The organism is Mordavella massiliensis (assembly GCF_016902415.1).
In the GTDB taxonomy this organism is placed as follows: domain Bacteria; phylum Bacillota; class Clostridia; order Lachnospirales; family Lachnospiraceae; genus Merdimonas; species Merdimonas faecigallinarum.
The window spans coordinates 1-13,211 of the sequence record NZ_JACJLV010000021.1; the positions used below are offsets into that span (position 1 = coordinate 1).

Consider the following 13,211-nt stretch of genomic DNA (forward strand, 5'->3'; position numbering starts at 1 on the left):
GTATTCCACGTCATGGCTTTTTTCTATATGATACTGGACATATTCCTCCGGCGTGGCGTCTGTCACCGGCTCCCCGGTCCGGGAGTCCGCATAGTACCCCTCGTCCACATAGGTCACCGTCAGTTTGTCTCCCGGCTTTGGATAATGCTCCGTCATCTGGGGCGTCCCGTAATCATCGGTCTCCACCGGAAGAGCGATGGCTCTGCCCTCCGGGTCCCGCAGGGGTTCCAGGCTCCCTTCCAGGACCGTCAGCTTGTCCAGCAGGGCGTCGTCCATGCCCTCAGGCTGAAGCGATGCCTGGATCTTGTCTCCCCGTTTTTCCCGGATCTGAAGTTCCTGGTTGACCTGCTCTTCAGGCCCTGCAAATGGCAGGCTGCGGAACTGTTCTTCGTCAAGCCACACATTGGGCTTGACTCCAGGCACCGCCCAGGCCTGACCTGCGTCCGCTTCTTCCGTATTCTCCCGGATCTGCTCCACCGTCTCTCCTGTGAGGCCAGATTCCGGCCCATTTGCCTGGAACCGGAAGTAGTCCGTGTTCCCCACGATAAAATCCGCGCAGGTCTTCTGCTCCAGATACTTCTCCATGCTGAATCCGCCGGTAAACTGGAAGGTAAGGGCCAGCAGCACCACCGACAGAGACAGGGAGATCACCACCAGTGCGGTGCGCTTTTTATTCCTTCCCAGGTTGGCAAAAGCCATCCCGCCGATCCCGGCCCGGCTGCTTCTTCGCTCCTTCCGGGAAGAAATGCCGGTTTCCGTATATTTTACCGCCTCCACGGGAGAGACTTTCGCCGCCATCCGGCCCGGCCGCCCGCAGGAGAGCAGCACCGTCGCCACCGCGAACAGCGCAGACGCCGCGAAGATCAGGGGCGAACTGCTGACCTCTGTCCGGATCGTCTCCAGGCTGGTCCTGGCAAGGACTACCGGCACCAGGCCGGATCCCACCAGCCAGCCGGCGATCAGCCCCAGCGGACAGCCGATCCCGCACAGCAGAAGGGCCTGCTGCCGGATGATCCGCCGAAGCTGCCTGGGCGTCACCCCGATGGTCTTCAGAAGGCCATAGTAGCGGATATCCCCTGTCACGGAGATCTGGAAAATGTTGTAGATGATCAGATATCCGGTGAAGATCACCAGAAGGAGGAATGCCGCCATGGCAGCCAGAAGGCCGGGATCCAGTTCCGCTGCTGCCTGGGCCGTGGTATAGCCCCAGTTTACCCCGTAGTTCAGATAGGTATCCGCTCCCGGATCATCTCTCTGGTATCCCAGATCCTCTTCAATCTCTTCCATGGTGCCGTCAATATCCAGGCTGGAGGAGAGCATTACATTTAAGTCCCTCCGGAAGGGCTCCAGGCCCTCCCCTGTCATGTCCCGCTCCAGTTCTTCCATATAGGCTCTGGAAACATTGATGTAATGCACCGGCATGACAGGATCGTACTCCCACCATCCCACAAGAGTGAAGGTGTCCGTCCGCACTCCCCCGTTCTGCTTCTTGTCGGACACCTGGTAGGTGAGGGTGACCTCGGCTCCCAGTTCCGGCGTCACGCCCAGCAGTTCAAGCGCCGCGTCGTCCAGGATGATCTCCTTTTTCCCTTCCGGCTCCCGGCCTTCTTTCAGATCAATATAGCTCCACTTTGTATCATTTTCGTCCATGTAGCTGACTTCCGCCGGGACTCTGGCAAAGACGCCCTCCGCGATGATCCCCGCCACGATCCGCTCCCCGGCGGCTTTTACTTTCTTATGCCCTTTGATCTCCTCTGCCTGTTTATCCGTCACGTCCTTAAAGGTGCCGTGGGCATACCCGCCGATCTGTCGGAAGGTGTAAGTCTGATAGCTCTCATTTAACGACATCACAATGGTGAAAAGAGAGGTAAAGAGGACCGTGGTCAGCACGATGGCCACCACTGCGATCAGGTTCCGCTTCCCGGAGGCCCGAAAGGACTTGAGGCTCAGGTTCCAGATGGTTTTCCTGTTTTTGACCCGCATGCTACGCTTCCCTCCTTCCTCTGGAAGAAAGGATCCGCCCGTCCTCGATCCGTATGATCCGGTCCGCCATCTGGGCAATCTCCTCGTTGTGGGTGATCATGACGATGGTCTGCCCGAACTTCTGGCCGGACAGTTTCAAAAGTCCCAGCACATCCTGGGATGTGCGGCTGTCCAGGTTGCCGGTGGGCTCGTCGCACAGAAGGATCGAAGGCCGGGAGGCCAGGGCTCTTGCGATGGCCGCGCGCTGCTGCTGTCCGCCGGAGAGCTGCCCCGGGAGGCTTCTGGCTTTCTGCAGGATTCCCAGCGTATCCAGGATCTCCTCGATAAACGCCCGGTCCGCCTTTTTCCCGTCCAGTTCCACCGGGAGCGCTACATTTTCATAAACGCTCAGCACCGGCACCAGATTGTAGGACTGGAACACAAAGCCGATCTTCCGGCGCCGGAAAATGGTCAGGGCCTCCTCCTTCAGAGAAAAGATGTCTTTTCCGTCCACATACACCTTTCCTTTGTCCGGCCGGTCCAGGCCGCCCAGCATGTGGAGGAGTGTGGACTTTCCGGAGCCGGAAGTGCCCACCACGGCTGCGAACTGCCCCTGCTCCACAGACAGGCTGACCCCGTCAAGGGCCCGCACCTGATTTTCCCCTTTCCCGTATATTTTTGTAAGATTGACTGCTTTCAGAACTTCCATAACCTGCTCCCCTTTCAACTGAAAAAATCTGTATGAATGTACCGTTCATACAGATTATCTCATGGTATTCTTTCCAGAATCTTTCAGCGCCAAAAACAATTATGACAGTTCTGAAAGATTTCCCTTTCCCTGATTTGGCAGGAAAATGGAAAACACCGATCCCTGCCCTTTCCGGGAAGACACTTTGATATATCCTCCCTCTCCCGCCAGGATCTCCCGCGCCAGATAGAGGCCGACCCCCACGCCCTCCTGCTCCGCCGTTTCTTCTCCCCGGCGGAACCGGCCGAAGAGTTCCGGGATGTCTTCCTCGGCAATTCCCGGGCCGGTATCTTCTACCTCAATGGCCGTAAAAAGTTCGTACCGCCGGGTGCGCACTTCGATCCCGCCCCGGCTGGTATATTTGACCGCGTTGTCCAGGATATTGCCCACAGCTTCTGCCGTCCACTTCCGGTCAAACCAGGCCGTGGCAGGCCCGGAACAGTCGGTCAGCTTCAGACCTTTCCTCTCTGCCTTTTCCCGGTAGGCGCCTGTGACCTCTGCCAGCAGTTCCTTCACATCCTGCTCTTTGGGGTGCAGGGTGATGATCCCTGTCTCCAGCCGGGACATTTTGATCAGCGCCCCGATCAGGAAATGCAGTTTCTCCGCCTGCTTCCCGAGGGCGGTCAGATACTCCCGGTTCTCCGGACTTAACTCCCGCTCTTCCAGAAGCTCTGTATAAAGCAGCAGATTGGCAATGGGCGTCTTGGTCTGATGGGAAATGTCCGCGATCAGGGTCTTGATCTTCTCCTTCTCCTCCGCAGCCGCCTCTCTGGATCGCTCTACGGCGCTTAAGTAATCCGCCATCTCGCTTTCCAGCGCAGAACACACGCTCTCGTCAAACCTGGTCTCGCGGAACTGCCCGCTCCTTGCCGCCTCCAGCATCCGCCGGAGCCGCTCCGCGGTCCGTCTCTCTTTTCGATATGAATATATGGCAAACAGGACGCTGCCCAGAATGCAGGCTGCTGCCAGGATCATCATTCCTCTATCCATGCTGCTTCACCCACCGGTATCCGGTCCCGTAGACCGTCTCGATCCACTCCCCTGCCGCCAGCTTGTCCCGCAGCCGTTTCACCGTAACGGACAGGGCGTTCTCGTCCACATACTCCGCGCCGTCGGTCCAGATCCGGTCGATCAGCGTCTCCCGCTTTACGATCCGGCCCTCGTTCTCCACCAGGATCCGGAGCAACTTCTGCTCATTTTTACTTAGTTCCACCGGAGTCCCCTCCACCAGATACTCCATCCGGTCAAAGAGGAACCGGTATCTGCCGGATTCCCACCGGACATCCTGCCGGCTTTCCGTCTCCTTTTTCCGCCTCAGCTGCGTATTGACCCGGGCCCGCAGCACAGCCAGGCTGAAGGGCTTGGTGATGTAGTCGTCGGCTCCCGCCTCCAGCCCTGCCACGATGTCTGTCTCCATATCATTGGCTGTAAGAAGGATGACCGGAGCCGCCCCCTTTCCTTTGATTTCCCCCAGGAAATCAAACCCGCTTCCGTCCGGCAGGTTCACGTCCAGGATTACAAGATCCGGCTGCGCCTCCCTAAGGAGCCGGCGGGCTTCCCGGATCTTCCCGCAGCTTTGCAGTGTGCGGTCTTCACTTTTTAGCGCCCGGCAAAGGCCCAAAGCCAGAGCCGCGTCGTCTTCAATGATGAGAATGGTCTCCATAGGTTACTCCTCTTCTGATCATACGAAATTATAAGGCTTCCAATTGCGCCAGCAGTTCTTCCAATTCCGAACCTTCCCGAAGAAATGCGTATTCTTCGTTATTTGCTATCTCATCGGCAAATGTTTTTGCCAGCCTGCCTGAAAGCCAGGTGGAATCATTGCCATCTGCATTACGATATAAGGGGGACCTTTGTATTTTCCACTCTTTTTTCATGGACGGCAGCATTTTTTGAAGGATCGACAGACTCTCGTCTTTATCTTTTTTAACCAGGGCAAGCTGCAAATGAGCATTGTAGCACATCCATTCCGGGAAATAAAACTGACGGTTCAGAGATTCCTGCAAATCTGCCAGAAATTCTGCGTCCTTCTCCCGTTTTTCTTGTAATGCGATTTCCAGCATATTGATCAGATCCCTTTGAAGCTCAGCCACACCTTTTATGACGCGATGCTCCCAGATTTTTTCCGCGTCCTGATATCGTTCCTGGCGCTGATAAAGGATCCCTAACTGTTCTTCTTTATCTATTGCAGAAAAGGGCAGGGCATTGATCAGTTCCTCTGCCTTTGCAAAATCTCCCCGGTTGCGCGCATAGGAAATCAGCATACTGGTTGCGGTATCCCGGATCTCCGGAATTTCACTTGCGGCCAAACGCCTGTAAAAGGTTTCATATACTTCCTGATAGCGCTCACCGGAAGATACGTTATAAAGAGCAAGCGCTCCCTCCAAATAGAGAATCGCCGAATAGATCAGTCTGTCGCACGTAGGATATTCCCGTATTTTGTCCATTGCCTTCTGAAAAGCAGCCTCATAGCTCTGCTCCTGAACCGTCTTATCGAGGTCATTGACAAAATTTTCAATCTCTATCTCGGTCAGATCCTCCTGGAAAGAAAGCAGCGTGTTCAGATCGGTTTTCAGCAAACGCGCCAGAGCCGGCAGAAGGGTAATATCCGGATACGCAGCGCCCGTTTCCCTTAGTTAAAGATATTGTTGGGTATTTCAAGATGTGTCATTCGATTTTACCGATAAAGCGGTAGAAGATTTCTACCTCCTGTTCCCGGCTTCCGTCCTCACTTTTGACCGCTTCATGGACAAGGATTTTTTCAATCAGCGTATTCAGAAGTTCAGCCGTCAATTCTGTGGGATTGACATACTGTTTCATCAGACCTATCCACTTTTCAGCGTCAACCGCTGTCTGGGCGGCGGCCTCCATCGCTTTGTGAAGCCGTTCAATTTTTGCGTCCAATTCTCGCTGTTCGCCCTGATACTTTTCGGACAGCATATTGAAATTGTATTCTGTAATGCGTCCGGCAGACCAGTCCTCATACATTTTTGCAAACAGGGTGTCTACTTCTGCTTTGCGCTTCTCCGCCTTTTTCAGTTCGGCTGTCTGCCGCTTCCTTGCGGTATTGCGTTCCTTGTCGCTGGCGTTAAGTAGCCGTTTCAGAAGTTTGTCCCCGTCCTGCTGTGCCAGCACAGACCAGTATTGCAGACGGGAAAGGACATAGGCATAAAGCACATCATAGCGGATATAGTGCATGGAACACTGGTGCAATCCTTGCCCGTACTTGCTACAATGATAATGGCCGTAAGGCTTGCTGTTCTGCCTGTTCTCCCCATAGGCCAGCGACCAGCCGCAGTCCGCACATTTTACCAGCCCGGAAAATATCTGTGTTGTGCCGTTCTTCTGCCGTCTGCGCCTGTTGCAAATCTGCTCCTGTACTTGCCGGAACACATCTTCGGAAATAATCGCTTCGTGGGTGTTCTCCACACGATACCATTCCTCTTTTGGCTTGCGTACTTTCTTCTTGTTTTTGAATGAAATGTTGGTCTGCTTATTGTGGACGCTGTGTCCGATATAGGTTTCCTCTTTCAGAATACTTTTTACCTGCGCTATCGTCCACGCATAGGCTTTTTCCTCCGGCGCTCCGGCATAGATATTTGCGAAAGTGCCGTATCTCTGGAAATTCAGCCAGCCGGGAGTAGGTACTTTTTCTTCGACCAAAATCCGTGTAATGCTGGCGGCTCCCCGGCCATGAACGGCAAGGTCAAAAATCTTTTCGATAATCCACCTTGTTTCCGGGTCAATCAGAAGATGGCCTTTCTTATCCGGGTCTTTGACATAGCCAAGCGGAGCATAGGCTCCATAGTGTGCGCCATTTGCGAACCGTGTCCGCATGGCCGCCTTTACCTTTTTGCTGGTCTGGCGAGCGTGCATTTCATTCAGAATGTTGAGGAATGGGGCAAGCTCATTCTCTCCGTTGATGGTGTCCACATTGTCATTGACAGCGATATAGCGGACTCCTTTGCTGGGAAAGTAGATTTCCGTGTACTGGCCGGTCAGAATGTAGTTTCTGCCTAAGCGGGATAAATCCTTCGTAACAACGCAGTTGATTTTCCCGTCCTCAATGTCATCAATCATTCTCTGAAAATCCGGCCTGTCAAAGTTCGTTCCAGACCATCCATCGTCGATATATTCATCTATGACATTCAGGCTATGCTCGGCGGCATATTGCCGGAGCATCATGCGTTGTGTCTGAATACTCCCGCTTTCTCCTTGCAGTTCATCGTCCCGGCTCAATCTCATATAAAGCGCCGTGTTGTAAATCGTAGTATTGTAAGGTTGTTTCACCGTTAAAAATCCTCCTTCTAAAGAAACAACCCACGCTTACAATACTTTTGCTCTATGGCAATTATATCATAAGCGTGGGCGTGTTATCAATGATGGGCTATCAGGTTGAAGCGGCTTTTTCTGCGGTATGCCGCACCACATCTACAATCAGATCACCGAGGGGCTTCCCGCCTGCGGCGAAGTGTTCGGAGATTTTTATACGGTTGTTCCCACATACAAAATACTGCGTGCCGTTCTCTGCTTGTATGACCTGCCCTGTCCGGGGTGTAAAAATATCGCTTTCGCTTTTTGCCATCTAGTGTCCTCCATATTCAGTTTTCAAGGTACAATGCCGCACAAAGGCGGCGAAAATTTCTGCTTATATCTATCACCTTTCCTTTACCGTGTGCCGCTGCTGACGTTTCAGTTCCGCCAGTATATCCGGCGGGATACGGTCAACCAGCCGCTGTAAATTGTCCAGTTCGCTTTTCAGCTTTGCCCGTTCCATCGTATCTTTCATCTTGCCGCTTTCACTGGCCTTTGCCCTTGCTTCCAGCTTTTGATTTTCTTCCAAAAGGTCTTTGATCGTGACCTTGTACTTTTTCAGCTGCCCGGAGAAGTTCTCCATCTGCGGAAACCACTTTTTCAACAGGGAGAGGGCTTCCTCTTTTTTCTTTCCGGCGTTCAGCGGGTTAATGCCGTCAAGGGCGGCTTCAATGGCTCTGGCCTGTTTGGAGAGGGAAACCGCCTGTTTGAAAAGCCGGGTGGGGATATGCTTCCGGCCTGTCTTGCTGGCACTCTCCCCACGCTCCAAGTCGGGATATTTCTCCACCATATAGGCGTGAAAATCATCCTGCCACTTCGTCAGGTTTGCCCGGTTGCCGATAATCTCCTTTGCACACAGGCGGTTGTCCTTTGTCAGCGGAACAAAGGTCAAATGCAGGTGGGGCGTTTTCTCGTCCATGTGTACCACCGCCGACACGATATTTTCCTGTCCTACCCGTCCAATGAGGAAGTCCGCCGCCCTTTGGAAGAACGCCTGTATCTCCTTTGGGGATTTCCCCTTGAAAAACTCCGGGCTGGCGGTTATCAGCGTATCGACAAACCGTGTGCTGTCTTTCCTTGTCCGGCATCCGGCCTGCTCGATACGGCTCTGAATGAAGTGGTAATAGCGTCCCTCCGGCTTGACGATATGGAAATTGTATTTGCTCCGGCTTGTGTCAATGTCGGGGTTACTGGCGTATTGTTCTTTCTGTCTTTCGTGATGGGCTTCCAGCGGCCTTGCCGGGTTGCCCTTGTGCTTCTCAAACCGCAAAATTGCGTGTTGTGCCATTCTGCTCCTTTCCTCATTTCTTTCCTATCCGGGGTTTTCCACAGGGAAAATCCCGCAGAAAATAGCTCGGATAGGATTGGAATGGATAGAATATAAATCAATCTTTTTATCTTTGTATTTCTATATACCGTCCGGTTTTCGTACGTCTCAGGAGTGATTTCCGTACTTCATGGGTACGGTTTTCAGTCCTCCGGCGTACCAGAACCGGATTTCTTGAAGTCGGTGTTTGGAACCGCTTCATAGGATTTTGGGAAAATGCGGTTGGGTTTTCCACAGCCCTGCTTCTGGATCTCCACCAGTCCGGCGTATCGCAGTTCCCGCAGGGTATTCATCGCTTTCTGCCGCCCACAATGGAGCAGTGTGACCACTTCACAGATAGGGTAATACAGGAAAATCCGTCCGCAGTCATCCGCCCACCCATTCTTGCGGGATAACTCTGTCCGGCGCAGGATAAAGGCGTACAGAACCTTTGCCTCGTTAGACAGGGGCTTGAATGTGGGGGCTTCAAAGAGGAAATTCGGGAGCCGGGTGAAGCTGAACGCCTTTTCCGGCTGATGGATATAGATGGTATTTGTCATAGTTCGTTTTGTGGACGGTTAGAAGCCCGTTTTCCGGGGCGGGCGATACTTTATACCACCTGCCCCGGTTTGGGGCTTGCAAAGCCTGATAAATCAAGGCTTTTTTCGCTCCTAACTGTCCACAGCAGACCTCCTTTTCCGTTCACTTTCTGTTTTCTGCCGCCTGTGAACTCTGGCGGCACAGCCGGGGCAGTATTTTGCCCGGTTGGATTTGGGGACGAACACACCGCCGCAGACCGCACAGCGTTTCAAGTCCTTATCCCGGAAAATCTCCGCTTCCAGCGTCCCGTCCAGCGGCAAGACCGCCCAGCGGAACCACTTACAGCAGACCGAGAAAGAAACCGTCTGCGGGCAGGTGCAGGTGTCCCCATCATCAAGGACAATGCAGTTGCCGTCCTCACAGCAACAGCACTCCCGGCGTATCAGGCTGGCCGCCTGTTTCTTCTGGGCCGGTGTCATGCGGTAAAGGGAACCGTCCGGCCTGCGCTCCAGCGGCGGCAAGTCTTTATAGGGGTTATCTCTCATGCGTTCCCTCCATTTTGCTTTCCGTTGCCGTTCTCCCCGAAAAGGTTTCCTGCCCCATTCCTGCGGTGTGTTCCGGCGTTGGCACGCTCCCCGCAGCTTCGGGACATTTTGTCCCGAAGTCCGGTTCCTTGCGGTGCTTCCCCAGCCGGGGTATTCCTTTTCGGACGGTCATTCTGTTTTCAAGGTGCTGTCCATCGATGAACTACCCTAAGTCTACACGAAAAAAATGCAATCCCCGGAATTTTGCGAGAATTGCATTTTGATGAAGTTTACACTTTGGAAATTGCATTTTTGCAATCATCCTGTATAATGGAAGTATGCGGAGGAGGTGCGTGTCTATGGCTTTACCCGGAACACCCGGACAGCGGATTTCCGATTTATGCAACGGAAACCATATCACACAAAAGGAACTTGCGGAGAAGATAGGCGTTTCCGCTTCCCAGTTGAGCCGCATTGTCAGCGGCGAAACGAGAACGGTCAGCAGTGATATTCTCATAGGTGTGGCAAAGGAATTTAAGGTATCGACAGACTACATACTGGGCTTGTCTACCGTGAGCGTCCGCAAAAGCTACGATATTTCTGAATTAGGCTTGTCCGAGGGAGCCGTGAGGGGGCTCGTGACGGGTGCTGTTGATGTGCAAATCCTCAACCGCCTGTTGGAACACAGGAATTTTCCTAAGCTGATAGATTTGATACGGATTTATTTTCAGGACACAGCGGCAAAAGGCATAACAGCAAGAAACCAGCTTATCGAGATAGCAACGGCTTCCCTGTCCGACCTGATGAAAGAACACCCGGAACACCGGGCGGAAGCAAAGCAGGATTTACAGCTTTTGAACGCCCAGAAGATGGGGGAACATGAGGCGGAGATTGAGAAAATCAAAAATGTGTTCCTTGCTATCCTGCGGGATATTAAGAAAGACATTGACAACGGGGAACAGCCGGGAGAAGCTGTGACCGCCGCGATGTTCCAAGCCATGCGGGACGCATTGGCGGAACAGAAGCAAAACCCGCTTTCCATTGACGATGTAGCGGCGATGGTTGCCGGACAGATCGGACAGCTTACGCCGATGGATGAAGAAACTGCCGACCTGTTCAAGCAGTTGGCAAAAAAGATGATGAAAGGAATAGAATAATAGCCTGTTATTCGAGATAATAATATGCCATTAGTAAAGCATGACTACCCTGTTTTAGAGTACGATACCGCATCAAAAGCTGTTTTTCAGCCGGGAAATGGGAAAAAATGTTTTCCTGCAAAAGCAGTGTTTGCTTTTTTAGGAGACGAGGTTGAAAATTATGCACATACCCATGATGGAATACAGATAGATGAATTTGAAAGTGCAACAAGACGATATCCTATTTATGAATGTCTTTATAATCAGGAGAAAATATGTCTATGTCCGGCTCCTGTGGGAAGTGCTGCTGCCGTCCAAGTTTTAGAATATTTAATTGCAGGGGGTGTAACAAAGATTATTTCCGTCGGCTCCTGCGGCGTATTGGAAGACATCCCGGAAAATAGATTTTTGATACCTGTTTCTGCATTGAGAGATGAGGGAACATCTTACCATTATCTTCCTCCCTCCCGAGAAGTAGAGATTTCAAAGGCTGGTATAAATGCGATTGAATCTGCTTTAAGCCAAAAGAATATACCATATTGGGAAGTTAAAACATGGACAACAGACGGTTTTTATCGAGAAACAGTAGAAATGGTTCAGTATCGGAAAGAAGAGGGATGTCAAGTAGTAGAAATGGAATGTTCCGCATTGGCGGCGTGTGCAAAATTTAGAAAAGTTACATGGGCTATGCTGCTTTTTTCAGCCGATACTCTTGCAGACCCTCATAAATACCAAGAAAGAGAATGGGGAAAAACAAGTATATCCATAGCCTTAGAATTAGCCTTAGACGCTGTTTTATCAGTTGTTGAGGAGTAAAAATAAATACATATAGGAGTTACAATGAATATAAATGAATTTCCACAACAAGTAAATCAAGTTATTTCAATAGCAGAAACCATATTACAAGGTCAAATATTGGGGATATATTTATATGGTTCAGCAACAATGAATGGGCTGCGTCCAGATAGTGATATAGATATACTGATAATTACTAAACAAGAATTGAGTAATTCAATCAGAGCAGATCTAACAAAGCAATTATTGAAAATTTCTGGCTCCGTAGGCTGTATTGAAAAAAGACCTTTAGAGGTAACTATTATCAATCAATCTGATATTGTTCCGTTGCAATTTCCGCCAAAATGTCAGTATATGTATGGTGAATGGCTAAGGGGAGAGATGGAAGCAGGAGAATATCCGCAAGCCTGCAATGACCCAGATATAATGATTTTATTATGGCAAGCAAGAAAAAATAGCATAACTTTGAAGGGGGCGGAAAGCAAAGAGCTTATTCCCGCTATCCCATTTCACGAAATTAAAAAAGCAATTCGGTTTTCTTTACCTGGTTTGATTTCCAGCTTTAAGGGTGATGAAAGAAATGTGTTATTAACCTTATCACGAATGTGGTTTACTTTAGTAACAGAAGAAATCACGACAAAAGATGTTGCCGCAAAATGGGTAATTTTAAAATTGCCGGAGAGATTTCCCCCCCTGCTAACAACGGCAAAGGAAGCTTATTTGGGAAATTTGTCTGATGAATGGGAGACAGTAGAAAAGGAAGCGATGGTACTTGTAGAATATATGAAAAAACAAATTGAGGAATTACTTAGAACAGAGTAGCAAAGTTAGCGGGGCCAATCAACGGTCAAGATGAACGGCGCATAAATGCGCCGCCGTTGACAGTCCCGCCCGTCTTTGCTGATGGGCAATCAAGGCGGGAAAGCCCTAAAATGGCTTCCCGCCCATTTCAATCTTGAGAGAAGAAACGCTCCAAAATCAGAAAGAGAGCGGTAAATCTGAATTGCGAGGGAGAATGTAGATGAATCAAGGAAGAATTATTGTGATTACAGGTTCGCCGGGAACAGGAAAGACAACAACTGCGTCGATTGTCGCAAAAGAATCGAACATGGATAAATCTGTGCATATGCACACAGACGACTTTTTTCATTATTTAAGCAAAGGAGCAATACCGCCGCATTTACCAGAGTCCAACGAACAAAATTTAGTTGTCATTGAAGCCTTTTTAGAAGCTGCAAAGCGCTATGCCCGCGGCGGATATGATGTAATTGTAGATGGAATTGTCGGGCCGTGGTTTTTAGAACCATGGAGAGCCCTTGTTCGAGAAGATTATGAAGTACACTATATTGTTTTAAGAGCCAGTAAAGAAGAAACTATGAAACGAGCTGTGGAACGTTCAAAATTAGACAGAAAAACAAATGTTGAATTAGTAGAAACAATGTGGGAGCAATTTTGTAATTTGGGGATATATGAATCGAATGTTATAGAAACGACAACCTATTCTATCCAAGAGGCTGTTTTTGCAGTAAAAGAAAAAATTTCAAGTGGAGCCGCATTGCTATCTTAAACGATTTCTAAAAATCGAAATTTCATTTATCAGAGAAATAGCAAAGCCAGTCAACGGTCAAGATGAACGGCGCATTTCATGCGCCGCCGTTGACCGTCCCGTCTGTCTTTGCTGATGGGCAATCAAGGCGGGAAAGCCCTAAAATGGCTTCCCGCCCATTTCAATTATGAGAAAAGAAACACTCCAAAATCAGAAAGAGAGCGGCCAAGCACTTTGAGGGATTGGTCGCCTTGTTCACCCATTCAGCGGGACGGCGGGTGGCGGTCAAGGCCGGGTGTAAGCCCGTTCATTTCAGCCTTGACGGTTGCCCGCTGTCCTG

General features: G+C 50.6%; 14 protein-coding genes. 4 read left to right on the forward strand and 10 right to left on the reverse strand.

The genetic code is table 11. From position 1 onward, the window contains the following. The 10 genes from H6A13_RS07470 to H6A13_RS07515 form a co-directional block, all read right to left on the reverse strand. Positions 1-1,983 (reverse strand): ABC transporter permease (locus H6A13_RS07470; protein WP_204908994.1); only part of this gene is annotated, 1,983 nt, incomplete at its 3' end. Between the two features lies 1 nt (position 1,984). After that, complete coding sequence (locus H6A13_RS07475) at positions 1,985-2,671, reverse strand: ABC transporter ATP-binding protein (protein ID WP_204908995.1); 687 nt, start codon at positions 2,669-2,671, stop codon at positions 1,985-1,987. 99 nt (positions 2,672-2,770) lie between these two features. Further along, positions 2,771-3,700, reverse strand: coding sequence for a sensor histidine kinase (locus H6A13_RS07480; RefSeq protein ID WP_204908996.1), 930 nt, complete (start codon positions 3,698-3,700; stop codon positions 2,771-2,773). Next, positions 3,693-4,373, reverse strand: coding sequence for a response regulator transcription factor (locus H6A13_RS07485; protein ID WP_204908997.1), 681 nt, complete (start codon positions 4,371-4,373; stop codon positions 3,693-3,695). The genes H6A13_RS07480 and H6A13_RS07485 overlap by 8 nt, the downstream gene beginning before the upstream one ends. A 28-nt stretch (positions 4,374-4,401) precedes the next feature. After that, on the reverse strand, positions 4,402-5,289 hold the full coding sequence (locus H6A13_RS07490; protein WP_204908998.1) for an XRE family transcriptional regulator: 888 nt from the start codon (positions 5,287-5,289) through the stop codon (positions 4,402-4,404). An 88-nt stretch (positions 5,290-5,377) separates the two neighbouring features. Next, a complete protein-coding gene (locus H6A13_RS07495; RefSeq protein WP_204908999.1) occupies positions 5,378-7,000 on the reverse strand; it encodes a recombinase family protein in 1,623 nt (540 codons plus the stop codon). 100 nt (positions 7,001-7,100) lie between these two features. Beyond that, positions 7,101-7,295, reverse strand: coding sequence for a hypothetical protein (locus H6A13_RS07500; protein ID WP_002334813.1), 195 nt, complete (start codon positions 7,293-7,295; stop codon positions 7,101-7,103). A 72-nt stretch (positions 7,296-7,367) separates the two neighbouring features. Further along, positions 7,368-8,312 carry a MobV family relaxase gene (gene mobV, locus H6A13_RS07505; protein WP_204909000.1) on the reverse strand — a complete coding sequence of 315 codons (945 nt, stop codon included), beginning with the start codon at positions 8,310-8,312 and terminating at the stop codon, positions 7,368-7,370. A 182-nt stretch (positions 8,313-8,494) separates the two neighbouring features. After that, positions 8,495-8,890 carry a replication initiator protein A gene (locus H6A13_RS07510; RefSeq protein WP_204909001.1) on the reverse strand — a complete coding sequence of 132 codons (396 nt, stop codon included), beginning with the start codon at positions 8,888-8,890 and terminating at the stop codon, positions 8,495-8,497. 111 nt (positions 8,891-9,001) lie between these two features. Further along, the gene (locus tag H6A13_RS07515; protein ID WP_204909002.1) at positions 9,002-9,415 is read right to left on the reverse strand and encodes a cysteine-rich VLP domain-containing protein; all 414 of its coding nucleotides are present in this window, start codon (positions 9,413-9,415) and stop codon (positions 9,002-9,004) included. 338 nt (positions 9,416-9,753) lie between these two features. Here H6A13_RS07515 and H6A13_RS07520 point away from each other — a divergent pair, with 338 nt between their 5' ends. From H6A13_RS07520 to H6A13_RS07535, 4 genes are all read left to right on the forward strand, one after another. After that, a complete protein-coding gene (locus H6A13_RS07520; protein WP_002578724.1) occupies positions 9,754-10,551 on the forward strand; it encodes a helix-turn-helix domain-containing protein in 798 nt (265 codons plus the stop codon). A 24-nt stretch (positions 10,552-10,575) separates the two neighbouring features. Beyond that, positions 10,576-11,346 (forward strand): nucleoside phosphorylase, encoded by a 771-nt coding sequence (locus H6A13_RS07525; RefSeq protein WP_002578723.1) that lies wholly within the window; start codon positions 10,576-10,578, stop codon positions 11,344-11,346. Between the two features lie 24 nt (positions 11,347-11,370). Further along, positions 11,371-12,147, forward strand: a complete 777-nt coding sequence (gene ant(9), locus H6A13_RS07530; RefSeq protein WP_204909003.1) for an aminoglycoside nucleotidyltransferase ANT(9) — start codon at positions 11,371-11,373, stop codon at positions 12,145-12,147. Positions 12,148-12,346: 199 nt separating this feature from the next. Next, on the forward strand, positions 12,347-12,892 hold the full coding sequence (locus H6A13_RS07535) for a P-loop nucleotide/nucleoside kinase family protein (RefSeq protein WP_002578721.1): 546 nt from the start codon (positions 12,347-12,349) through the stop codon (positions 12,890-12,892). Positions 12,893-13,211: the final 319 nt, after the last annotated feature.